General features: G+C 39.6%; 26 protein-coding genes. 3 read left to right on the top strand and 23 right to left on the bottom strand.

Going from position 1 to position 22992, the window contains the following annotated elements; all coding sequences use genetic code 11:
- Positions 1-27 precede the first annotated feature (27 nt).
- From feoB to LCX93_RS02665, 3 genes are read right to left on the bottom strand one after another with little or no spacing between them, the layout of a single operon-like run.
- Positions 28-2169 (bottom strand): ferrous iron transport protein B, encoded by a 2142-nt coding sequence (gene feoB, locus LCX93_RS02675; RefSeq protein WP_226068168.1) that lies wholly within the window; start codon positions 2167-2169, stop codon positions 28-30.
- Positions 2166-2393 carry a FeoA family protein gene (locus LCX93_RS02670; RefSeq protein WP_151900967.1) on the bottom strand — a complete coding sequence of 76 codons (228 nt, stop codon included), beginning with the start codon at positions 2391-2393 and terminating at the stop codon, positions 2166-2168. Before LCX93_RS02670 ends, feoB begins: the two co-directional genes overlap by 4 nt.
- 19 nt (positions 2394-2412) lie before the next feature.
- Positions 2413-3684: an OprD family outer membrane porin gene (locus tag LCX93_RS02665; RefSeq protein WP_226068166.1), complete on the bottom strand. Its 1272-nt coding sequence runs from the start codon at positions 3682-3684 to the stop codon at positions 2413-2415.
- 153 nt (positions 3685-3837) lie between these two features.
- On the opposite strand from LCX93_RS02665, the gene LCX93_RS02660 reads away from it, so the two are divergent.
- A complete protein-coding gene (locus tag LCX93_RS02660) occupies positions 3838-4395 on the top strand; it encodes a CDP-alcohol phosphatidyltransferase family protein (RefSeq protein WP_226068157.1) in 558 nt (185 codons plus the stop codon).
- 131 nt (positions 4396-4526) lie between these two features.
- On the opposite strand, the gene LCX93_RS02655 is transcribed toward LCX93_RS02660, so the two are convergent.
- The 3 genes from LCX93_RS02655 to LCX93_RS02645 are packed head-to-tail and all read right to left on the bottom strand — an operon-like array spanning position 4527 to position 6392.
- Positions 4527-4913 carry a DoxX family protein gene (locus tag LCX93_RS02655; protein WP_226068155.1) on the bottom strand — a complete coding sequence of 129 codons (387 nt, stop codon included), beginning with the start codon at positions 4911-4913 and terminating at the stop codon, positions 4527-4529.
- Position 4914: 1 nt separating this feature from the next.
- Positions 4915-5106 carry a hypothetical protein gene (locus LCX93_RS02650; RefSeq protein WP_226068153.1) on the bottom strand — a complete coding sequence of 64 codons (192 nt, stop codon included), beginning with the start codon at positions 5104-5106 and terminating at the stop codon, positions 4915-4917.
- On the bottom strand, positions 5103-6392 hold the full coding sequence (locus tag LCX93_RS02645; RefSeq protein WP_226068151.1) for a DNA recombination protein RmuC: 1290 nt from the start codon (positions 6390-6392) through the stop codon (positions 5103-5105). The genes LCX93_RS02650 and LCX93_RS02645 overlap by 4 nt, the downstream gene beginning before the upstream one ends.
- A 266-nt stretch (positions 6393-6658) precedes the next feature.
- On the opposite strand from LCX93_RS02645, the gene LCX93_RS02640 reads away from it, so the two are divergent.
- Entirely contained in the window at positions 6659-8212 is a 1554-nt protein-coding gene (locus LCX93_RS02640) for a DEAD/DEAH box helicase (RefSeq protein WP_226069401.1), read from the top strand.
- Positions 8212-8598 carry an HIT family protein gene (locus LCX93_RS02635; protein WP_226068149.1) on the top strand — a complete coding sequence of 129 codons (387 nt, stop codon included), beginning with the start codon at positions 8212-8214 and terminating at the stop codon, positions 8596-8598. The genes LCX93_RS02640 and LCX93_RS02635 overlap by 1 nt, the downstream gene beginning before the upstream one ends.
- A 171-nt stretch (positions 8599-8769) precedes the next feature.
- Here LCX93_RS02635 and LCX93_RS02630 read toward each other — a convergent pair whose 3' ends face one another.
- The 17 genes from LCX93_RS02630 to LCX93_RS02550 all read right to left on the bottom strand — a co-directional run bounded on the left by LCX93_RS02630 (position 8770) and on the right by LCX93_RS02550 (position 22990).
- The gene (locus LCX93_RS02630; protein WP_151900976.1) at positions 8770-9768 is read right to left on the bottom strand and encodes a beta-ketoacyl-ACP synthase III; all 999 of its coding nucleotides are present in this window, start codon (positions 9766-9768) and stop codon (positions 8770-8772) included.
- Positions 9769-10767: a phosphate acyltransferase PlsX gene (gene plsX / locus LCX93_RS02625; RefSeq protein WP_226068147.1), complete on the bottom strand. Its 999-nt coding sequence runs from the start codon at positions 10765-10767 to the stop codon at positions 9769-9771.
- A 3-nt stretch (positions 10768-10770) separates the two neighbouring features.
- On the bottom strand, positions 10771-10920 hold the full coding sequence (gene rpmF, locus LCX93_RS02620) for a 50S ribosomal protein L32 (RefSeq protein WP_013326319.1): 150 nt from the start codon (positions 10918-10920) through the stop codon (positions 10771-10773).
- Between the two features lie 26 nt (positions 10921-10946).
- Positions 10947-11318, bottom strand: coding sequence for a DUF177 domain-containing protein (locus LCX93_RS02615; RefSeq protein ID WP_226068137.1), 372 nt, complete (start codon positions 11316-11318; stop codon positions 10947-10949).
- A gap of 9 nt (positions 11319-11327) precedes the next feature.
- Complete coding sequence (ndk, locus tag LCX93_RS02610; RefSeq protein WP_151900979.1) at positions 11328-11741, bottom strand: nucleoside-diphosphate kinase; 414 nt, start codon at positions 11739-11741, stop codon at positions 11328-11330.
- Positions 11742-11875: 134 nt separating this feature from the next.
- Positions 11876-12160, bottom strand: coding sequence for a 4Fe-4S dicluster domain-containing protein (locus tag LCX93_RS02605; RefSeq protein WP_151900980.1), 285 nt, complete (start codon positions 12158-12160; stop codon positions 11876-11878).
- A gap of 103 nt (positions 12161-12263) precedes the next feature.
- A complete protein-coding gene (metK, locus tag LCX93_RS02600; RefSeq protein WP_226068135.1) occupies positions 12264-13421 on the bottom strand; it encodes a methionine adenosyltransferase in 1158 nt (385 codons plus the stop codon).
- A gap of 89 nt (positions 13422-13510) precedes the next feature.
- A complete protein-coding gene (locus LCX93_RS02595) occupies positions 13511-14332 on the bottom strand; it encodes a M90 family metallopeptidase (RefSeq protein ID WP_226068126.1) in 822 nt (273 codons plus the stop codon).
- A gap of 2 nt (positions 14333-14334) precedes the next feature.
- Complete coding sequence (locus LCX93_RS02590) at positions 14335-15063, bottom strand: DUF4395 domain-containing protein (protein ID WP_226068124.1); 729 nt, start codon at positions 15061-15063, stop codon at positions 14335-14337.
- Positions 15064-15114: 51 nt separating this feature from the next.
- Positions 15115-15813, bottom strand: coding sequence for a 2,3-bisphosphoglycerate-dependent phosphoglycerate mutase (locus LCX93_RS02585; protein ID WP_226068122.1), 699 nt, complete (start codon positions 15811-15813; stop codon positions 15115-15117).
- 3 nt (positions 15814-15816) lie between these two features.
- Positions 15817-16650: a lipoyl synthase gene (gene lipA / locus LCX93_RS02580; protein ID WP_226069400.1), complete on the bottom strand. Its 834-nt coding sequence runs from the start codon at positions 16648-16650 to the stop codon at positions 15817-15819.
- Positions 16640-17221, bottom strand: coding sequence for a lipoyl protein ligase domain-containing protein (locus LCX93_RS02575; protein ID WP_226068120.1), 582 nt, complete (start codon positions 17219-17221; stop codon positions 16640-16642). Before LCX93_RS02575 ends, lipA begins: the two co-directional genes overlap by 11 nt.
- On the bottom strand, positions 17218-18510 hold the full coding sequence (locus tag LCX93_RS02570) for a dihydrolipoyl dehydrogenase family protein (RefSeq protein ID WP_226068118.1): 1293 nt from the start codon (positions 18508-18510) through the stop codon (positions 17218-17220). The genes LCX93_RS02575 and LCX93_RS02570 overlap by 4 nt, the downstream gene beginning before the upstream one ends.
- Positions 18511-18513: 3 nt before the next feature.
- Positions 18514-19755, bottom strand: a complete 1242-nt coding sequence (locus tag LCX93_RS02565) for a dihydrolipoamide acetyltransferase family protein (protein ID WP_226068117.1) — start codon at positions 19753-19755, stop codon at positions 18514-18516.
- On the bottom strand, positions 19748-20725 hold the full coding sequence (locus LCX93_RS02560) for an alpha-ketoacid dehydrogenase subunit beta (protein ID WP_226068116.1): 978 nt from the start codon (positions 20723-20725) through the stop codon (positions 19748-19750). Before LCX93_RS02560 ends, LCX93_RS02565 begins: the two co-directional genes overlap by 8 nt.
- A complete protein-coding gene (locus LCX93_RS02555) occupies positions 20712-21683 on the bottom strand; it encodes a thiamine pyrophosphate-dependent dehydrogenase E1 component subunit alpha (protein ID WP_226068115.1) in 972 nt (323 codons plus the stop codon). Before LCX93_RS02555 ends, LCX93_RS02560 begins: the two co-directional genes overlap by 14 nt.
- A gap of 29 nt (positions 21684-21712) precedes the next feature.
- Positions 21713-22990, bottom strand: a complete 1278-nt coding sequence (locus LCX93_RS02550) for a glucose-6-phosphate isomerase (protein ID WP_226068113.1) — start codon at positions 22988-22990, stop codon at positions 21713-21715.
- Between the last annotated feature and the right edge of the window lie 2 nt (positions 22991-22992).

The following is a 22992-nucleotide window of genomic DNA, read 5'->3' as shown; positions in this document are numbered from 1 at the left end:
TTTTAACCAATCTAATCTAATAATGGGTTAATAACCCAGCAAGAGTGTTATATGATATGCCAAAAAGGCAAGGACATATGCCGTAATACTCGTAAATGCCAACAGATAAAAGAAATACTTCAGTCCACCTGCTTCACGGGTAAATACAACAGAAGCGGCAAAACACGGCAGATATACCATGATTATCACTATAAACGCCACAGCTGATGCAAAGGAGATGTTTTTGCTGATGGCATCTTTTAGCGAATAGGTTGTCTCATCGACATTCTCACCAAGTGCATACAACACACCGAGCGTTGAGACAATAACCTCTTTTGCCGCCAAACCGGTTTCAAGTGCCACCGCCATTTTCCAGTCCAGTCCAAGCGGACGAAAAAGTGGCTCGGAAAATGCGCCGATTCGTCCCAAATAGCTCTGTTGTAAATTTTTACTTGCAAATTCGTTTGTCAGTTTCGCTTTTTCATCTGCTGTTTGTGCCTGTTCTATTTTTACATCATATTTTTTTTCTAACTCTGTATTGTGCGGATAATTACTCAAAAACCAGATAAGTATGGTAGCTCCGGCAATAAAAGTCCCCGCTTTTTTCAAATACATCAATGTTTTTGAAACTACCGTATGCCAGACAAGTTTGAATGATGGCAAACGGTACTTTGGCATCTCCATAACAAAGGGTTCATCTACGCCTTTAAATGCTGTCATTTTTAAAACTTTGGCAGCAATGAGACCGAGCATCGCTCCGGTTATATAAATCGCAAAGAGTACATTACCCGCAATTGACTCACTAAAAAAAGCACCGGCAAAAAGGACATATACAGGGAGTCTTGCCCCACAGGACATAAAACTGATGATAAAGAGTGTGAGCAGTCTGTCTCTGTCATTTTTAAGAATTCTCGCACTCATATAAGCCGGAATGGAACATCCAAAACCGGTTACCAAAGGAATAAAACTCTGCCCGTGCAGACCAAATTTGTGAAAAAATCCATCGAGCAAAAAAGCGACCCGTGACATGTAACCGGTACTCTCAAGCAAGGCTATCCCTATAAACAGGATAATGATATTCGGTGTAAAAAGTACAACCGCGCCCACTCCTGCAATAAGCCCGTCAACAACCAAAGAACGTATATCTTCATTGGCAATTGTAGCACCCACCGTATCTCCAAGCCAACCAAAAAATCCGTCAATCCACTCCATAGGTACTGCACCCAGTACAAAGGTAAGTTGAAATAATCCCCACATTAAAAATAGAAAAATCGGAATTCCATATATAGGATGAATGAGAATTGAATCTATCCTTTCTGTGAGTGTTTTTTCTTCTGTGAGATCTTTTTCCACCTTCACAACCTCAGCCACAATACCTCTGTTAAAGGATGCATACTCCTCCGCAAAAGCTTCTTTAATGTCATCTGTATCATGATGCAGTTCTATATGTTTGGATGCTTCTATCAAAATAGGCTGCAGTTCTGTCCAAATCGGATCATCATGCAGTTTTTCATAGGTTTTTCTGTTTTCTTTTAAAAGATTTATAGCAATATTTCTATAACTGTTTTTTGCTTGATATTTATGTTTTTTAAGATAGGCAACTATATTTGCAATCTCTTCTTCCACAGGTTCACTAAAAACAAGCTTTGGTTCAACTTTAGGCTTCTCATGTACTCGAACAACGGTTTCAATCAGTTCTTCGATACCTGTTTTTTGAGCAGCAGAAACTTTTACACAGGGGATATTTAGCAACTCGGACATATACTCAGCATCTATATAAATACCCTCTTTTTCTGCTTCATCTGTCATATTGAGCGCAATAACTATTTTCTTACTCATGGTAAAGAGTTCTGCTGTAAGCTGCAAGTTTTTTTCTAAGTTTGTAGAATCTACGACATTGATAATAATATCATAGTCTTCCGCACAAAGATAATCTCTTGTCACTCTCTCTTCTATAGTATAATCTGTAAAAGCATAGGTTCCCGGCAAATCAACCACAGTAAAATGGTACTCTTTATAGTCAAAAAGCACCTCAGTTTTATCCACTGTCACACCGGAAAAGTTTCCTACATGTAAGTGTGCATTGGACACAGAATTAATCAGCATACTTTTACCGACATTAGGCTGTCCAACCAGTGCTACTTTAATATGATTTGCAATAATGGGACATACTTTCGTTTCTTCATTCATATTGTTTCAACCTCAATAAGTTCTGCTTCTTCGGCACGTAAGGCAATTCGCATTTTACCGACTTTTACTTCTATCGTTTTTTTTCTTGGAGCATGCTCTAGTACCTGCAGTTGTGTATCTTTCATTATTCCAAAGGAGATAAGTCTTTGTTTCAAGTCATAATTTGTTGCCAATTTTAAAACCTTTACTTTTTCACCTTTTTCGCAGTCTATTAATTTTTTCATTGTATTCACTTTATCTTTTTTAAAAATTATAATTAACCATAAACTGTATACGATTCCAGTCATGGTCTGTATTTACAAAGTTTTCTTTATCTTTTTGCATACTGTATACACATGCAAACAATAATTCATTGTCTATATTATACTCTAAACTTACATCTTGTTCTATTATATGTGCTTTCACACCCAAACTGTTTGCATTTCCTTTAAAATTACCGTAGGCATATAAGAGAGTAAAAATATCTGTTGTATAACCAATTGAGGATACAAAAGCATGCGCATCCCTGTCATCTGCAATATCATCCAATATGAGTGTATCCATACTGCTAAAAAGTGTTCCTCCGCCAAATCCGCTAAAACTTGCTGTGGCAGCTTTGTTTAAAGATTTGTCATAGGCAATGCTCAAACTGATTCCCTTTACTACAAATTCAAACAACCCGCCGTAAATCGTAGTGTCATAAGCACTTGAATCCAACTCTGTTTCATTTAAATACTGCAAAACACAGTGAAGTATCATATCCTCATTAAAATGGTACTGAATCCCTCCGTCGAAGTAAAATGCATTTGTAACATCTGTAATATTATAATACCAAAGATTTAATTCCCATACATCATGATAACTCAGACCGCCAAAATTTGTCCCTCGGCTACCCGTCTTTTCCCATGGAGTATCCAGTCCGGCATCAACTCCCTGCCATGACTGAATATTCCCGGCCATCATCTCCAAGCCGCCATCCGAATAAGATGCAACATACGCTTCAAAAGTATTACTTATCATACGTATATCATCACTGTCGGCCAATGGGGTGTCTAAAATCTGGCGTCCTGCCCTTATATTAAACGCTTTATATTTATAATTTATATATGCCTCGGCAAGCTGCGTATAACTGCCGTCACCTGAAGAGAGTTCACTGTTGTGCCGAGTCCCCTCACCTGTTGCAAATCCAAGATCATGTGATATGTAAACAGCCGCACCCGCATTAAAACCCTGCAACTCTGCCAACTCATACTTTAATTTGCCGCCAACTGCAGTCGCATAATTATTCTCCACATTTTGTTCTTTTTGCTCATATCCGGCAAACATGGTCCTAAGCTGACCTGAGACTCTGGCATCTTCAAACATATGTTCAATATTATTTGTTGCAGAAACTTTTTTCACCTGCATCAAAGCCTCTTTGTCTATATTTTTTCTTACAGAGTGAAGACGTTTCTCATTGACTGATGTGTGTTCGGCAGCACTCAGCAATGCTGTAAAAGAAAAATATAATATACTGAATCTAATAATTTTTAGCATAAAATTCCTATTTGTAATTTTGACTTGCAAATAATAATTCACTTCTACTTACAGAGAGCTTAATGATATTGATAGTATATATCATTAATATATCTTTTGTTTAATATGATTTTGCTATAATTTCATTAATATTTTACAAAGGCTACTACTTATATGAAATTTTTATGGACACCCTCTTCTCACTTCAACCTCGCAAATATGTTTACCTTTGTCAACATCACAGCAGGACTCCTTGCAACTTATTTTATCACACAGAACAACTTTACTGTGGCGATAATTTTAGCATGGATAGGCGGTGCTTTTGATATATTTGACGGAAAAATTGCCAGAAAGTATAAGCTGTCCAATGAGTTTGGTGTGCAGCTTGACAGCTTTGCAGATTTTTTAAGTTTTGTACTTGTGCCTGTATTTTTGATTTTTCAAGCCTCTTATGCACCCTCTTTACATGGATTTTGGCTGATTTTAGCGGCAATTGCCAGTATATACTATGTGATTTCGGGACTGCGCCGTCTTATTCATTTTAATTTGCATACCGATGCAGGAGCAGTTGACAAGTATTTTACAGGCGTGCCTACCCCGCTTGGAGCGATTCTTCTTTGGCTTGTCTATCTGCTCAATGCCTATGAAATTCTACCGGCATACGGAGTTATTGTTTGTATGTTGCTTATCGGGTGGAGTTTGAATTCTACTATCAAAGTAAAACATCCGTAGTTTTCCCTGTCACTTCATAAAATTTAAACTTTTACACCCTAACAGTCGGCACTAAAGTACCAATTCCGATTAAACGGCTTTTTCCGAACCCGTACTTCAGTGCGGGCTTTAGGCTTTAAAATCTCCATTTTCTATTTGGAATTTACGGCGTATTTTCCGCTTCCAAGCAAGACAACAAGTAAAGACATTATCAAATAAAGCAAGGGGGTTTCCCAAGCCAAACCGCCAAATTTTGAGAGTGTCAGGGAAAAGCCGTATGCCAGATAAATGGCAACAAGCATATTCACGGACAAAACGGCTGCCGCGACTCTCGCATATAATCCTAAAATGATAAATATAGGCGTAATCAACTCTCCGACATACACACCATAGGCCAGAAACTCAGGCAAGCCTGCACTGACAACCATACTTTTGACACCGCTAATTCCATATATAAGCTTATGAATTCCGTGAAAAAGTATCAAAACACCTAAACTTAACCGTAGTAACAACTTTGCAATATCCGGATTTTGCAACATTTTAATCCTTTTTTCTTCTAAATTTACATGTAGCTACGCTTATCTCTTTGCCATCTTTTATAGCCTCTTTTATATAGCCAAGCACGCCTTGCACATCATCATTGCCTATTTCTTCTTCTATTATTTTTACAATATCCTTCTCAGATGTCAGCGTCCAGCTCTTTTCATAATTGTACCTTGTCTCTATTTTCATGTATCCTCTCCATCGTCTTCACTCTTGAGTGGCAACTCTTTTTTCGGCTTCAATCCCAGTGCTTTCATATTTTGTGCTCTTTTTATAACATTGCCTCGCCCAGTGCTGAGTCTGTTCATCGCCTTGTCATAAGAGTCCTGTGTTTTTTGCAAATAGCTTCCTATGTGCTTCATCTCTTCAACAAACAATACGAGTTTGTCATACATCGCTTCGGCTTCTGCGGCTATCTTTTTTGCATGTTCCTCCTGCCTTTGCGTTCGCCAGATATGTTCAATGGTTCTTAGTGTAACAAGCAAAGTTGATGGCGATACAACTAAAATATTGTTCTCATACGCCCGTTTAAAAAATTCACCGTCTTGTTCGAGTGCCAGCAAAAAAGCGCCCTCAATCGGCATAAAAAGCAGCACAAAATCAAGCGTATTCACCCCCTCCAGTTTTTCATAATTTTTTGCACTCAGTTCTTTTATATGCGAAGAGATACTTGCTATATGCTCTTTTAAAGCTTTTGCTTTTTCTTCAGGTTCATCCGCATTGACAAATCGTTCATACGCAGTCAGTGAAACTTTCGAATCAACTATAATATCTCGCTTTTGCGGCATATGAATGATGACATCAGGTCGGTATGTTTTACCCTCGTTTGACTTGAGTGTAGCCTGAAGTTCATACTCTATCCCCTCACGAAGACCGGATTGTTCCAAGATATTTTCCAAAACCAATTCGCCCCAGTTTCCCTGTGTTTTGTTTTCACCCTTGAGAGCATTTGTCAAATTGAGTGCTTCTTGTGCCAGGGTTTCATTCATCTGTTTGAGTCGCGAGAGTTCATCTTTGAGCAGATGGCGGTCTTTAAGTTCCACTTCAAACTGTTCTCTTGCCTCTTTTGAAAAATTCGTTATCTGTTCACGGAAAGGTTTTAACAACAGTTCCAACTGCTCTTTGTTTGCAGTGCTGAACTGTTTTGACTTGTCTTCAAAAATCTTATTTGCCAGTAGTTTAAATTCCTGTGAAAGTTCCTCTTTTGCTTTTTGTAAAACTTCCAATTTCTCAGCCGATGCTTTCATCTCATCATTGTATCTTGCATTTAAAACCGCATATTCAATTTCCATAGCATTATAGTCTTCTTTTAACTGTTCATACGAACCATTGAGTGTAAAATAGCTGCTTTGTAACTCTTCTGCCTTTACATGTAAAGCCTCTTTTTCACTCTTTAGTTTCATATATAAATATAAAAGCACTAAAAAAGAGACGCCTAAAAAAGCAATGACTACCAAATGTATATTTTCGTTCATCCTAAACCTTATTCATTCTGTTTTTTATATTATACTAGATTTTCAAGAAAATAATGCTCATGACTAAAGCATATTTTGTAGCACTATTATCTTCAATAATACAAAATATAGACAAGTTTAATAAAAACTATGAAAAATTTAGCTATAATTCCATAAATATTTTAAGGGGAAGATGCCCTGATAGACTTAAAGTGGAAATTTTAGTAGAACTTGCGTCATCTCCTTATGTATAAAAAGGCTTCAAAAGCCTGTTAAAAAGGATAATGATGCAAGAAAATGCACAAGAAACACAAACAACAACTACAGAAGAAACTACAATCACATTTGATTCGTTAAACCTCAAACCCGAAATACTTAAAAGTGTTAAATTCGCCGGCTTTACAGTTCCCTCTCCTATTCAGGAACAGGCAATCCCTATCATTCTTGAAGGCCGTGATATGGTCGGACAGGCACACACAGGTACAGGAAAAACAGCAGCTTTTTCGCTTCCTGTTCTTTCAAACATGAAACTCAACGGCAAAGTTGAAATGCTTGTCATTACACCTACACGTGAGCTTGCTACACAGGTCAGTGATGAGATATTCAAATACGGCCGTAATCTGAATGTAAAAACAGTTACAGTATACGGGGGAAGCTCTTACAAACGCCAACTTGACCTTATCGGTCGCGGTGCAAGTGTTGTTGTGGCAACACCGGGACGAATGTTAGACCTGTTAAAAAGAAATATGCTCAACAATTTTGCACCGAGTGTTGTTGTGCTTGATGAAGCAGATGAAATGCTTGACATGGGATTTTTGGATGACATCACTGAAATTTTTTCTTATCTTCCAACAGACAGACAGACTCTGCTTTTTTCGGCAACTATGCCACAGCCTATTAAAAATCTTGCAAACAAGATTTTAAAAGACCCTGCTTTTGTTTCAATCACTAAAGGCGAAACAACAAATGCAGATATTGAGCAAGAGTATTATGTTATTGATGAGCATGAAAGAGACGATGCGATTATTCGCCTTATGGATGCTGAAAACAGTACAAAATCAGTTGTCTTTTGTAGAACAAAAAGTGAAGTTGACAGACTCAGCAATGTTCTTTCAAATGCGGGATATTTGGCAAATGGACTCCATGGTGACATGGAACAGCGTCAACGTGAAGCAGTTATCAAAGGTTTTAAAAATGACTCTGTAAAAGTACTTGTAGCAACCGATGTTGCTGCTCGTGGTATACATGTTAGCAACATCTCTCATGTATTTAATTACCATATTCCGTTTGACCCAGAATCTTATGTTCACCGAATTGGGCGAACCGGTCGTGCCGGTACAAAAGGAAAAGCGATTACCCTGCTTACTCCTTTAGAGTTTAAAGAACTTCAACGCATTAAACAAAAAGTCGGTACCTCTATGAATCATGCTTTTGTGCCGAGTAAAAATGATTTACGTGAATCTACTGTAGAAAAAATGGTCAAAACAATTGAAGACCAAAAAATATATGATGAAGCCCATAAAATTCTTGACCGTCTCAAAGAAGACATAGACGAAGAAAAAATTATGTTTAAACTCATCTCTATGATTCTTGACAGACAAGATATAAAAGGACCAAGCAATATCGGTATTCCTGCTGACAAACTCGCTGCTATCTTGGAACGTGCCTCAAAACGCAATGACAGTCGAGGAAAAGGCGGCAGAGGCCGTGGCGGATTCCGAGGAAACAGCCGTAACCGTTCTGGCGGTGACAGAAACCGTTCAGGCGGAGACAGAAACCGTGACGGCGGCGGATACCGTGGCAACAGAAGTTCATCAAACAGAAATAGAAACAGAGACTAATGTCCCAATCTCTCATCTTTGAAAATGCTCATTTATATGTTGAAAAAGAAGCCAGTGAAATTCCCTGGCTAAAAATCTTTACAAAAGAGCCCTACAAAGAGTTGGGAGACGTACCAAAAGAGCTGCGTCTGCAGCTCTTTGAAGTCTTTGATATCATTGAAGACGAAATGAAAAAATACTACAACCCCACAAAAATCAATATGGCTTCTTTTGCAAATATGCTCCCTCGTGTACACTTACATGTAATGGCAAGATTTGAAAATGACAGCTATTTTCCTAATCCAATGTGGGGTGAAAAACAAAGAGATGCAGTTTTAGACTTGCCGGATGAAGCAGAATTCTATAAAAGAGTTGTTGAGGCTTTAAAACAAATCAGCCTAGGTTAAAACCTAGGTTCCGAAATAGTTGTTAGCAATTGAGAAGCAAGAAAAATGTTTTTCGCCTCTCAAGTTCTCATTTTTATTCTAGTTCAAGGCGGATATAAATATATTTGAGGAGCTTACTGTAGTAAGTGACGAAAAGATATTTTTATCCAACGTAGAAATTGGATAAAAATGTTACTTGAGTGGTGAAAATGGGATGAGGGCACTTCCCCAGGTCAAGCCTCCGCCAAAAGCATCTAAAAGCATCAACTCACCAGGCTCAAGCTCCCCTGATTCATACAGATCATTGATAGCCATCGGAATAGAAGCTCCTGAAGTATTTCCATACTTTTGTACAGTGATAACAACCTGATCATCTCTCATTTTTAAAGCTTCGCCGACAGCTTTGATAATTCTCAAATTTGCCTGATGTGGAATAAAATGTTTGATGTTTTCACTTTTTATATTGTTTTCTTCTAAAATTTCTTTCACATCTTTTGTCAGTGTACGCACAGCGACTTTGAAAGTTTCGTTGCCTTTCATCTGCATAAAACAGCTTCCCGCTTCACTTTCAAGTGCATCATGTGCAGAACCGCTGCCACCGTTTGGTGTCATAAGCAAATCTGCATATTGACCGTCAGCACCTGTATGCACATCTATAATAGCTTCACTTTTATCATCTGTTGCAGAAATTACAGCAGCTCCTGCTCCGTCACCAAAGAGTATACATGTACCGCGATCACTGTAATCTGTAATAGCAGAGAGTTTTTCCGCACCGATGATTAAAATGTTTTTTTTCATCCCTGATTCTATAAATGCTTTTGCAATCGCCAAAACATAAATAAAACCTGTACAGGCAGCAGAAATATCAAATGCGGTTGCATTTTTGATACCCAGTTTTGTAGCAATGACTGTTGCAGTTGATGGCATACAAAAGTAGTCAGGTGAAATTGTAGCCGTTATTACCATATCTATCTCAGAGCTCTCTATACCGCTTCGCTCTAAGGCTTTTTGCGCGGCTTTCGCACCCAAATCACTTGTAAATTCATCTTTAGCAGCAATGTGACGCTCTTTAATTCCCGTTCTTTTGGTAATCCATTCATCTGAAGTATCTACCATATGAGAGAGCTCTTCATTTGTAAGTATTTTTTCTGGCACATAAGCACCAATAGAGCGAAATGCAGCGTAAGCCATTTAGATATCCTTTTGTTTTAACTCTTGAAGCCTTGCAATAATATGTCTGTTTACGCCGGTATCAACATAATCAATAGCCTGATAAATTGCATTTTCAATTGCCCTGGCATTACTTTTCCCGTGACTGACAATTGCACAGCCTTTTATACCGATAAGAGGCGCTCCTCCTATTTCGGCATAATCTATCTCTTTTTTTAAAAGTTTGAAAACTTTTCTCATTAACAGTGCACCGGTAATGCGAATAGGAGATTTTTTTATATAGTCTTTAATCAGTTGGGAGATTGTTGATGCAACACCTTCGCTTGTTTTAAGCACAAGATTGCCTACAAAGCCGTCACATGTAATAACATCACAGCTTCCATTAAAAATATCACCGCCTTCGACATTTCCTTTAAAACCTTTGTAGCCTTTTAAAATTTTGAAGGCTGCTTTTGTGACTTCATTCCCTTTGGAGTCTTCTTCACCATTGGCTAAAAGCCCGATACTCGGTTCTGCTATACCTAAAACATCTTCTGCGTAACAACCGCCCATAACAGCAAATTCCGCCAAATGTTCAGGTTTTGAATCTACATTTGCCCCCACATCCAAAAGAACAGAACGACGCCCTGTTTTTGTCGGCATCAGTGTGACAAGTGCAGGACGGGAAACACCCTGCAGACGACCAAGCCTTAAAGTGGCAAGTGTCATTGTAGCACCACTGTGCCCGGCTGAAACCACACCGTCAGCCTGACCGTCTCTTACTAAATCCACAGCTTTATAGATACTGCTCTCTTTACGCTTTACTGCATCTGTTGCAGCATCACTCATTGCAATGATATCCTGAGACTCGACAATTAAAATCTTATCTCTATAACGTTTTGGTAACAGAGGTAAAATTTCTGATTTATTTCCTACAAGTATCGGAGTGAATCTTTTCTTTTTAAGTGCTTTTATGCATCCGTTTACAATCGGCTCAGGACCAAAGTCCCCGCCCATTGCGTCAATAGCAATTTTTACCATTGACTACTTATACTCACCGGTAGTTGGGTTAATGTGGTGTGGTAATCTATAAGTTCCGTCTTTATCTTTAACCGGACGAGCTAAAGAAATTTTATAATGAGTTCTTCTCTTCGCTGAACGTGAATGAGAGACTCTTCTCTTAGGTACTGCCATAACTTTTTCCTTAATTTAATTTTTTTTTAAAACTCTATTTCTTCTGGTTTTGTGCAATTTCCACATGAGTGGTAATCACTTTTGATAAGTTCGATCTCTGAGTCTAAAATCTCTTCAAGATCTACATTACCGTCCAAAGACTCAACAACATCCAAAAGGGTACTGCTGTCATCTTCATATATTCCGTCATTAATGAAAAATTCAACCTCTTCATTAACTTTAAGATTAAAATCCTGCGCACATATGTCACAGGATTTTTCCAGTGTTCCACTGATGCTTGCTTTAAGCAGAATCAATTTTGCACTATGATACTCCAAAAAACCTTTAAAAGTCATTTCATTCGAGGTGACTTCAAAGTCTAAGGGAGTTTTTGTTACTTTTCTAAGCACAATCCTCATCGGATATACTTAAGAAATTTCTCTCTCAGCAAAAAAGAATGCAATTTCATTCGCAGCATTTTCAACCGAGTCACTTCCATGAACTGCATTTGCATCAATATTTTCAGCGAAATCTGCACGGATAGTACCTGCTTCAGCCTCTTTAGGGTTTGTAGCCCCCATTAAATCACGGTTTTTCTGCATAGCATTTTCACCTTCTAAAACTGAAACAACAACCGGTCCACTGATCATAAAATCAACTAAGTCGTTGAAAAAAGGTCTCTCGGCATGAACAGCATAAAATGCCTCAGCATCAGCACGAGAAAGCTGTAGTTTTTTTGTTGCTGCAATTCTAAGACCATTGCTTTCAAAACGATCTAAAATTTTGCCTATAACACCTTTTGCAACTGCATCTGGTTTGATTATTGATAGTGTACGTTCCATCAAATCTCCTCTGAAAATATAAAATTAGAATGGAATTGTATCTAAAAAAAGATTGTTTTTAGTTTAAAATGTAAATTTTGTGGATTTAAATGAATTAAAAGGAGTGTTATAAGAGCACAGAAGTGCTCTTATAACTATTCTACTACCGGTTCGTGATTTAAACGCTGTTCTTCAGTAATATCTTCACGGTGCTGCGGACTTGGCCCAACAACATCCCATGTAATACAACCCTCAGTCGGACAAGCTGTAGCACATGCAGGTTCATCATGATGACCAACACACTCTACACATTTGTCTGGATACACATAATAAATATCCTCACCTGTTGGATTATCATCCTCATCTACGATTGCTTCTACCGGACACTCATCTATACAAGCTCCACAGTTAATACATGTATCATTAATTACAACTGACATTTTATTCTCCTTGTTTTTATTAAAATGCAACTATACACTTTAGACTTTTAAATATAGCTAAAAGCTCTTAGCTAGTTTAAAAACTGTAGTTTATAGGTTACACTTAGATGCCTAAATACTCTTTTATTACATCAACTTTGTCTGTTTTTTCCCAGTTAAAACCAAGATTTTCACGGCCGAAATGTCCGTAAGCAGCTGTTTTTCTATAAATTGGCTTTAATAAATCCAAAGATTTGATTATTCCGGCAGGTGAAAGATCAAAAAGCTCTTTTATACAGCTTTGAATTTTCTCTTCTGCCACTATGCCGGTATTGTGTGTGTCAACCATAATTGACACAGGCTGCACTACACCGATTGCGTAAGCAACCTGAATAGTCACCTTGTCACAGGCTCCTGCGGCTACAAGATTTTTTGCAACCCAGCGCGCTGCATATGCGGCTGAACGGTCAACTTTTGTTGGATCTTTTCCTGAAAATGCACCACCGCCATGTGGACAGCTGCCTCCATAGGTATCAACAATAATTTTACGACCAGTAAGTCCGGCATCTCCCTGAGGACCGCCGATTACAAATTTTCCTGTCGGATTGATATGAAAAACAGTATTTTCATCCATCATCTCCGCAGGAATTACTTTTCGTATCACTTCGGCTATAACATCTTTGTGAATCTGCTCTTGTGATACTTCAGGTGCGTGCTGTGTGGAAATAACAACAGTTTCTACAGAAACAGGTTTCCCGTCTACATATTTTACACTCACCTGTGCCTTTCCGTCAGGACGCAGATAGGGGATAATTCCCTCTTTTCTGACTTCTGCCAGACGTTCTGTCAAACGGTGAGAGAGGTGAATAGGCAAAGGCATCAGCACATCTGTCTCTCGACAGGCATATCCAAACATTAAACCCTGATCGCCTGCACCGGTTTCTCCTCCGGCCTGGTCAACCCCCTGGTTGATATCAGGAGACTGTTCTCCTATGCCGTTTAGCACTGCAGCTGACCTATGATCAAAACCATACGTTGCATCTGTATATCCGATATCTCGGATTACTTCTCTTGCAATCTCTTGCATTGGGGCATACGCCGTCGTCTTCAGTTCGCCTGCAATTACACAAAAACCATTTGATACCAGTGTTTCACACGCAACGCGTGCATTAGTATCATGCTCAATAATATAATCCAGAATTGCATCACTGATCTGATCTGCCATCTTATCAGGATGCCCTTCTGTTACAGACTCTGAAGTAAATATATACTCTTTCGTCATCGATTTTCCTTATTGAAGTACAGGGTCCAGCCCCATAAATCGAACGAATTATAGCACACTCTGAAACTTTTATTCTTAATGAGAAAAAATTACAGATAAACTTTATAAAAGCTGTTAAACTCATCAAAAAGTTCGGGAAAATGTTTTTTTAGCGCTTCCGGCTTTTCAAAATAACGCTCCGTGACAACGGCAAAGAATTCTGCCTCATTTGTTGCGGCATAGGCACCTAAAAGCTTGTATTTTCCCCAGTCACGGTTTTTCAGGGCAACATCACTGAGTTTGTTAAACTCTTTTGAAAGTACTTTTGCCCACTCATGGTATTTTGCAGAGGGCAGTGGCGGTGTTCCGTCTGCACTGCCGTCAAGAAAGTCTATTTCATGGGCAAATTCGTGCAGCAGTACATTGTTTTCATGGAGATGATAGGCATCTTTTTTTGCATCACTCCAGGAGATGACAACGGTATCGCTTGCAGATTGTCCCTCAAGTAAAAACTCCCCTTTGGTGTATATACCCCCATTGGCACTCACCTGCCTGGCAACCACAGTATAAGGATATATCAAAATTGTCGAAAGATTTTCATAACAGGCTGTAAACTCTACATGTAACACCAATAAACAGGCATGAAACGCAATCACTGCTTTCATTTCATCACTCACATCCATATTGACACCTATAAACTCTTTTGTATTGATAAAAATCAAAACAGATTTATGTATACGCTGTTGTTCTTCTTCTTTGAGTCTGTTATAGAGCGCGATACGCTTGAGTATGGCTATATACTCTTGGCGTATTGGCTGTTGTAAGATTTTTTGCAGTTTTTTTTGTTGGTAGTATGTGTAAACCATATAAGCACTCAGCCATGCAAAACCGAGACCAAGCATAAGCGTTAAAAGAGCAAAATAGTAGTTCATTCCTAAAAATCGTCTTGTTCAAATTCTTGATCGGCTTTTTCATCTTCAATTCTCTGCAGTTCTTCATCACTGAGCATCATTGTTTTTATCTTTTTTGTCAGGTTCGTTCTGTCTGGGAGTTTCGTCATGTAGGCATAGGCTCCGTATGTCATCACAATCACAGTCAAAACGAGTATACTTTTTTGTACCGGAGTAAAGGTTTGAACAGGCTCTTTTATCTTCATCACACACACTCCGCCAGGACAGTGTGTTGCTTTTTCTTTTTTTACAAGATTAAAAATTTTACATCCTATACAGATAGAAAAAGCTGCTTCAAAAAAGAGCAGTGCCATACAGATGAGACATACAAGAACTTTCAGCGGATTTGGCTGAAAATCGAGCACCAGATAGTAAAACATCGGCCAGGCTATTATCATGCCCAGTGCCCAGGCAAAGCGCTTTTGTTCGGCTCCGACATATTCCGGTGTCTGATGACGTACAAAAAAACGCCCCAACAACAGGCTCGGAGCATAGCGTGGCTGAATCACTCTGAGTGTAAAATCAATGGCAAAAAAAGTCACAAAGTATTTGGAAAACACTGCTGTTCCAAGCATCACTCCGTTTGTAAGCCCTATAAACGCGCCTACAAAAAGAATTGCCGCGGCAGCTCTTGCCTCTCTCTCATTGAGTACCCGTACATCATAGCCGGGAACTTTTTCGCCATATGCAAAAAATTCTTTCAGTTTTTCCATTTTTTTCCTTTTACAGAGTCAGTTAATTGCCGAATTATACATAATTTGGGTTTAACCTATCAAAACATTTTTCTCTAGTATCTGCATATCGCTGTCAAAATCATACATTATAATCTCTCCTGTCGGTATTTCAAATTGCACTATCTCCTGTGGAGTCATCTTTTCAAGTTCCATTACCAAGGCGCGCAGAGAGTTGCCGTGTGCCGAGATTAACACTGTTTTTTCTTTTTGTAACTGTGGAATAATCTGCTCTGTATAGTATTCCAAAACTCTTTTTTTTGTATCTTTGAGTGATTCATGCAGAGGCAAGAGTTTTTTATCAATATTTGCATACTTTTTATCATTCCATACACATCTTTTATCGTTTACATGTAAAGGTGGTGGCGGCACATCATATCCGCGTCTTACAGCCAGAAATTTTTCTTCTCCATACTCTTTTTTAACCGCATCTTTATCTCTGCCCTGCCAGTCTCCGTAATGCCTTTCATTGAGTTTATAACTTTTAAGCATATTTATATGCTCCCATTCCAGTTCCTGCAGTAATATCTGTGCTGTATGAATGGCACGTTTTAGCCATGATGTAAAACAGATGTCCGGATAGATATTATGCTTTTTTAACAGTTGTCCCGCTTTTTTTGCTTCATCCCTACCCTGCTGACTTAAGTCAACATCTGTCCATCCTGTGAAAATATTTTTTTGGTTATATATACTTTGTCCGTGACGTACTAAAACCAATCTTGCTTTATCCATATCCTACTCTCCTAAATTTTCTGCAAAATAAGAACTTCTTACCAAAATACCTGATGCCACAGCTAAAAATCCCATAGACAATGCTTCTTCTTTCATCTCATCAAAAAATTCCGGCGGGTAATATTGAACTACCCTATGATGTTTTTGCGTCGGTTGCAGATACTGTCCGAGTGTCAATTCACTCACGCCGACATCCAACAACTCCCGCATTGTGACCAGCAACTCTTTTTTTGTTTCCCCAAACCCACACATCAAAGAGGACTTTACATGTAAAGGCGAATATCTGGCATAATACTCCAAAACTTTTAATGAACGGTCATAATCACTCTGCGGACGTACACTTTTACTCAGTCGTCTGACAGTTTCCTGGTTGTGTGCCAGTTTGTCGGCACCACTTGCTACAATTGTCCCCAAGGCATCTTGAGAGTATTTGAAATCAGGCGTTAAAAGTTCTATTTTTATCTCTGGATTTTTCTCTTTTATCGCTTGGACACAGCGTGCGAAATGCCCGGATCCGTAATCTTTCAAATCATCTCTGTCCACCGATGTAATCACAACATACTGCAGCTGCAACTCCTGGACGGCTTTCGCCAGACGTTGCGGTTCATTTACATCAACATCTCTGCCATGCCCTGTTTTAACGTTGCAAAAAGCACAGGCTCTTGTGCAGGTATCGCCTAATATCATAAATGTTGCACTGTTGCGTGCATAGCACTCTGCTCTGTTTGGACAGGCTGCTGCTTCGCATACTGTCGTCAAAGTATTTTTTTCCAAAACAGCCTGCATATTTTGTAAAATCTCCGGTGCGGGCGCTTTGACTTTTGGTTTAAACTGCATCTTCAAAATGTTTTCCTATGAGATATATCATCTGCTCGTTTACCTCTTTTGATGTGAGTGTCACGCCTTCATTTTTTAAAGAAGTCGGTACAATATTTGTCAGATTACACGGTGAAACCAGTGAATGAAAGTCCAAATCCACATCAACATTCAAAGCAACGCCATGCAAAGAGACCCCTCTGGAGTAGCGAAACCCCAAAGAGGCAATTTTACGATTTTGTATATAAAAACCGGGCTTGTTTTTGTCATATGTGACTGCAGGCAGATTTTTCATAAAAAAACTCTCAAAAGCATCAAGAACTTTTTTATAAAATCGTGCAGGCTGTTTTACCTGAAAACAGAAATAAAAGATATTTTGTCCCCTCGAGTGACAGGTAACAGAACCCCCTCTGTCACTTTGTACGGTGGGTACCTTAAAATACTTTTGCTCATCACTGCCCACGGTAAAAACCGCAGGATGCGAACACAGTATGAGATGATTGTGTCCGTCTTGCTGCGCCTTTACATGTAAAGCGTGCATCTGTTTGCTTGCCCTAACATAAGCAATTTCACCCCAGTCATGGACAATCATAACTTAAAAAATGTTCTCTCTAAGGCTTCACTGAATGTCGGATGTCCGAAAACCGTCCGTTTTGCCTGCGCCCCGTCCATCTCACCGGCCAAACTCATACCCACAATGGCAACAAGTTCTTCTGCATTTGGTGCCAGAATTTCAGCACCAAGGATAAATCCCTCCTGATCCGCATACGTAATCATCACTCCTTTTATCGCATGATTATATGCAGAGTAGGGAAAATGACTCAAAGGAACAATACTTGATTTTACACCCTCAGTTTTTCCGACTACAGCATAACTCATAGGCAGAGTATGTATAAATTTCACAACATGGTCCAGATTGAGAGGACGCGGATTGTTCCCTAAAATACGCTCTATAACATTTAAAACTTCTGCTCTTGCGGCATGAGCGAGCTGGAGTTTGCCGTTGCAGTCCCCTATGGCATAATGTTTGGAAAGTGTTGTCTCAAAAAGTCTGTCTGTGACAATGCCTTTTTCTACTTTTATCTCTTTACATGTAAGGAAATCCACATTCGGTCTGCGCCCGGCTGCGACAAGTAACAAAGGCATATAAATACTGCTTTTGTCTTCAAAAGTGATATGCACCCCTTTTTTTGTACTTTTTGCCGTTTTTATAGAGTGTTCGGACAAAAGTGTCACACCTATTTTTTCAAGCTGTTCTTTTAGGACAGTTTGAATGAGTGGATTTGCTCTTTTTTGTATGCTTTTTTCTCTGTAAATAAGTGTCACAGCAACACCACTCGATGCAAAAAAACTGGCCATCTCCAAGCCGATTGCCCCTGAACCGTAGATGGCAATCTTTTTTGGGAGTTCCTGCATCATCAGCACTTCATCACTCACAATTATATCCTTGGCATTATACTCTATGCCCTCAGGAATAAAAGCAGAAGAGCCCGTGCCCATAATTATATACTCTGCGTCAAGGGTTTTACCGTTGACTTCGACCTTATGCGGTTCTTTAAGCTGTGCTTCGCCCTCTATCAGATCCACATGCGAGCACTGTTTCTTGATTGCCTGCCATGCGTTTTCTATCAACTTTGTTTTTTTCCCAAAAAGCTTTTGCATTGAGAGGGCTGTTTGTCCTTCTAGAATATCACTCTTGCTTTCATACACAACATTGGCATAATGCAAAAACATTTTAGACGGAATACATCCTTTGTGTAGGCAGACACCGCCAAGCTGACGCATATCTTTTTCTATCAAGGCTACTTTTTTGCCCTTTTTTGCCGCAACAATTGCTCCTGCATAGTTCAGTCCGCCGCCGATAAAAATTATGTCATACATTTTTCAGTCCTTAAATTGCAGAGGATTTTTCGCCTCTTTTTTGACATCCTGCATAAAAAGTGCTGCTTCATAGCCGTTTACAAGTCTGTGGTCAGCACTCAAGGTGAGAGATATTTTTCCCTCCTGCAAACTTCCTACCGCCACGATACCCGAGTCATTTTTGTTAATCATCGCATCAAAAGATTCTACACCCAGCATCCCAAGATTTGAAATACCAAAGTTTGAACCCTGCATATCTGCTGCACTAAAAGAATTTTCTTTGAGCTTTGTTTTAAAGCTTTTTAGCTGTGCCGCAATTTCTACTACGGAGCATTTGTTAGCATCTTTGACAACAGGCATATAAAGATTTTTCTTATCTGCCACAGCAACGGCAATAGAAGCATTTGGAGAGACAATAAGGGCATCATTATGCAGGCGTGAGCGAAATGCTTCATGCTGCATCATCACTCTTGCTAAAATCTTTATCAGCCAGGCAGTTATGCTGTATGCATCATGCTCTACAAAAAGCTTTGCATCAATATGCTCATACAAACGGTAGACAGGCTTTTGTGCAGAAGCCGTCACATTGGCAATGATCGCCTTTTGCATCTGGCTCAAAGGCTGTGGCAGGGGTGTTTCATTTTTTTCAATAAACGCCTGCACTTCTGCTTCGTCTATCTTATGATCGAGTGTAAAGCTTGCAAAAGCCAAGCCGTATTTATCCAACAGTCGTAATGCTTTTGGTGTAAAATACTGTTCTTGTAAATATGCCTCAACATCCTTTACATGTAAAGCATCTTTAACAGTTTTGTCCAAAACTCTCTGCGCGTCAACTCCAAACTGTGCCGCTTTGGCTCTTGCTTTTGGAGATATAGCGCCTGTTTCTTTTTTTTGAAGATGTTGGACAACAGGTGTTTTAGGGATTGGTTCTTGTTTTGTCTCAACAGTAGGTTTTGATACTGTCTGTTTTATTACCGGCGTCTCAACAACTGTTATTCCTGGCGTTTTTACAACTTTTTCATTCTTACTTTCACTGGTTTGGATACGGGCAATAACTTCTCCAACAGGAATGACATCCCCCTCTTTGGCCCGTATCTCTGCAACAATTCCGCTTTTAAAGCTCTGCACCTCCATAATTGCTTTATCACTCTCAACCTCGGCAATCACATCTCCCGCTTCTACCTTTTGCCCCTCTTTGACTTTCCAGCTGATAAGCTTGCCCTCATCCATAGAGTCCGAGAGCTGTGGCATCACTATGTCATACATCGTTTTTCTTACCCCACGCCACTATATCACGCGCAATAGACTCTGGTGTAGGAATGCTGGCGAGCTCCAAACTTCTGTTATAGGGAATAGGCACATCCTCTCCTGCCAGACGCAAAGGCGGAGCATCCAGGGCATAAAACATCTCCTCTGCCGCCCAGGAGACTATTTGTCCTCCGTAACCTCCTGTTTTGTGATCCTCTTCAACCATTACAAGGCGCGAGGTCTTTTCTATGGATTTTTTGAGTGTTTCATAATCTACAGGGTTCAGGGAGCATAAGTCTATCACTTCGCAGGAACATCCCAGTGCTTTTTCTATCTCTGGGACTGCCAGCATCACATCATCAACCATTTTCAAATAACTCACAATGGTAATGTCACTGCCCTCTTTGGCTATTCTTGCCTCAAAAGGGTTCAGTTTTTGTGCAAAATCCACCTCCCCTTTTTTGTTATAGAGCAGTTCATGCTCTATAAACACAACAGGATCATCTGACAAAATCGCATACCTGAGTGCATGGTAGGCATAATTGACATCATTGACACTCAACACTCTCAGCCCCGGTACCGCACAGAGCATCTGCTCATAACTCTCACTGTGCTGGGCTGCAAGTTGGCGGCTCACACCCTGAGGAAAACGCACAACCATAGGCAATATAATTTTACCGTTGCTCATATAGTGCAGTTTTGCCATGTGGTTGATAATCTGATCAAAGGCAAGCAGTGAAAAGTTTCCCGTCATTATCTCAGCCACCGGACGCAAACCGCCAATAGCCATGCCCACGGCATTGCCTACAATGCTCAGTTCTGCTATGGGTGTATCAATGACTCTTTTTTCTCCGTATTTTTCAACAAGACCTTCTGTCACACGAAAACTGCCACCGTAGAGTCCGACATCTTCACCAAGTGTTACCACTGTATCATCCGCGCTCATCACCTCATCAAGTGCTTTGTTTAAAGCTTCACGATACAACATTTTCACTCTCCTCATAAAAGACATGTTCAAACAGAGCATCAGCCTCTGGTTCGGGTGATTCTTCGGCATATTTCACAGCATCTTCCACCGCTTTTTGGGCTTTGGTTTCTATGTTTTGTATCTCTTGCTCTGTGCAGAGCCATTTTTCATGTAGGGCTTTTTTAAATTTCTCTATCGGATCTCGTGCCTTGCAGTGTGCCATCTCCTGCGCACTTCTGTAACTGTTTGCATCACTGAGGGAGTGTCCTTCATATCTACATGTAAAGGCTTCTACAAAAACAGGACCGTGTCCCGATTCTATCTGTTTTCTTGCCTCACTCACTACCTTATACACAGCTTCAACATCCATTCCGTCCACGGTATAGGTTGGCATATAGGGTTCTGCTTTTTTTGCCTGTTCTTTAAAAGGTGCAGTGCGCCTGATGTTTGTTCCTATAGCATATTCGTTGTTTTCGCATAAAAAAAGCAGGGGGAGTTTGTGTGTGGCGGCAATGTTGAGCGATTCAAAAAAAGCCCCGCCGTTTGTAGCACCGTCACCAAAGATGACCATCACACCCTCGTCTTGTTCCAAAAAAGCTCTTGCATAGGCACAGCCTACGGCATTTGGGAGCTGTCCGCCGACAATGGCATCTCCGCCGTAAAAAAAATGGGACGGCTCAAAAAGGTGCATGGAACCACCCTTGCCGCCACTCACACCTGTAACTTTTCCAAAAAGTTCCGCCATAACGGCTTTGGGTTCAAGTCCACGGCTCATTGCCATAATGTGTTCACGATAGCCTGAAAAGATATCGCCTTTTTCAAAGGCTTTTACCGCACCGACACTCAGAGCTTCCTGCCCAATATCGAGATGTAAAAATCCGGATATATTGCCTTGCATATAGTTCTCTTTTGCCGCATACTCAAATGCACGCCCTAAAACCATCAAATAGTACATATCTTCAGCAAGTAGTTTATTCATTTTTTTTTGCCTTTTTATATCGCTTTTAGTTATTGTATACCTTTTCGAGTAAACAGATGAAATTTTTTCAGTAAAATCTTTTTTCCGATTTCAACTCCGGGTTGATTATACGTATTGACACCGAGTAAAATGCCGCATAAAGAAGTCAACAGTTCATAATACATAATGAGCTTTCCGATATTTTTTTCATTTAAAACATCCAGTGTAATTGCATCCACATTAATGCCCTCTTTGATGATACTCTCCTTGGTGGCTTTACACTCACCGTCAATAAGCTCATTAAAGCTGTAACCGTTGATATAGTCGGTTTTTTCTATAAATTTCAGGGAAATATTTGGCACTTTTATCTCTTTTTCAAAATTATCCACTTTTATAAAAGTGACCGTTTTGTCTCTTGGCCCCTGCATAATCAGTTGCAAAAAAGAGTGCTGGTCAATGGAACCTATATGCCCTATGGGTGTTAGTCCCGTATTATTTCCCTGTCTGTCAATTTTACCCAGTGATTCGCCCCATAACTGCACATACCATTTTGTAAAGTCCTCCAGGCAGTTTGCATAGGAAAAAAGCACATTGATAGGTGTCTCTTTTTTATATTTTGTCAAAAAAGCCGCTTTTTTCAGTATATGATTCTCTTTTTTACTAAAAAAATTCTCAGCCATTACCCGGGCACCTTCAAGAATGCTTTTCATATCATACCCGGCTATACTCAGAGGAACAACACCCACAGCACTTAAAACAGAAAATCTCCCTCCGACATTTGCGGGAATAATGAAAGATTTAATACCATAGTACCTGGAAAACTGATGCAAAACAGAATTTTCATCTGTGACAGTTATAATCTGCTGTTTGTCTCTGCCTGCATAATCAAGCCGAAACCTCTCTATAACCTCTTTAAATATAGATATGGTCTCAATCGTAGCACCTGATTTGGAAACAACAATAAAAACTGTTTTCTCTTTGTCTATTACAGCCAGTTTTTCAGACAAATCAATCTCATCGGGATTCTCCAGAAAAAGCATCTTTTTTACATCTGTATTGCGATGTTTAAAAATGGAATCAATCGCTTTTGTTCCAAGCGATGAACCGCCGATACCTATAACCACTGTTGTATCACTCTTTTTTACAAACTCATTTGATGCAGCATAGGCAAGGGCATCTTGCATAATGGGCAGAGAATCTTCTCCAAGTGTAAAATACCCGGACACACCCTTTTCTTTTTCATCCAAAATCTTTTGATATGCTTCTTGCATCATTACATGTATACTTTCTTCATTTTCCCAGATAAAATCATCTTCAAAATAAAGCATCC

Source organism: Sulfurimonas sp. SWIR-19 (assembly GCF_020410885.1).
Lineage (GTDB): Bacteria > Campylobacterota > Campylobacteria > Campylobacterales > Sulfurimonadaceae > Sulfurimonas > Sulfurimonas sediminis.
The sequence above is the reverse complement of the archived record's forward strand: the minus strand, read 5'-3'. Positions and strand labels throughout refer to the sequence as shown.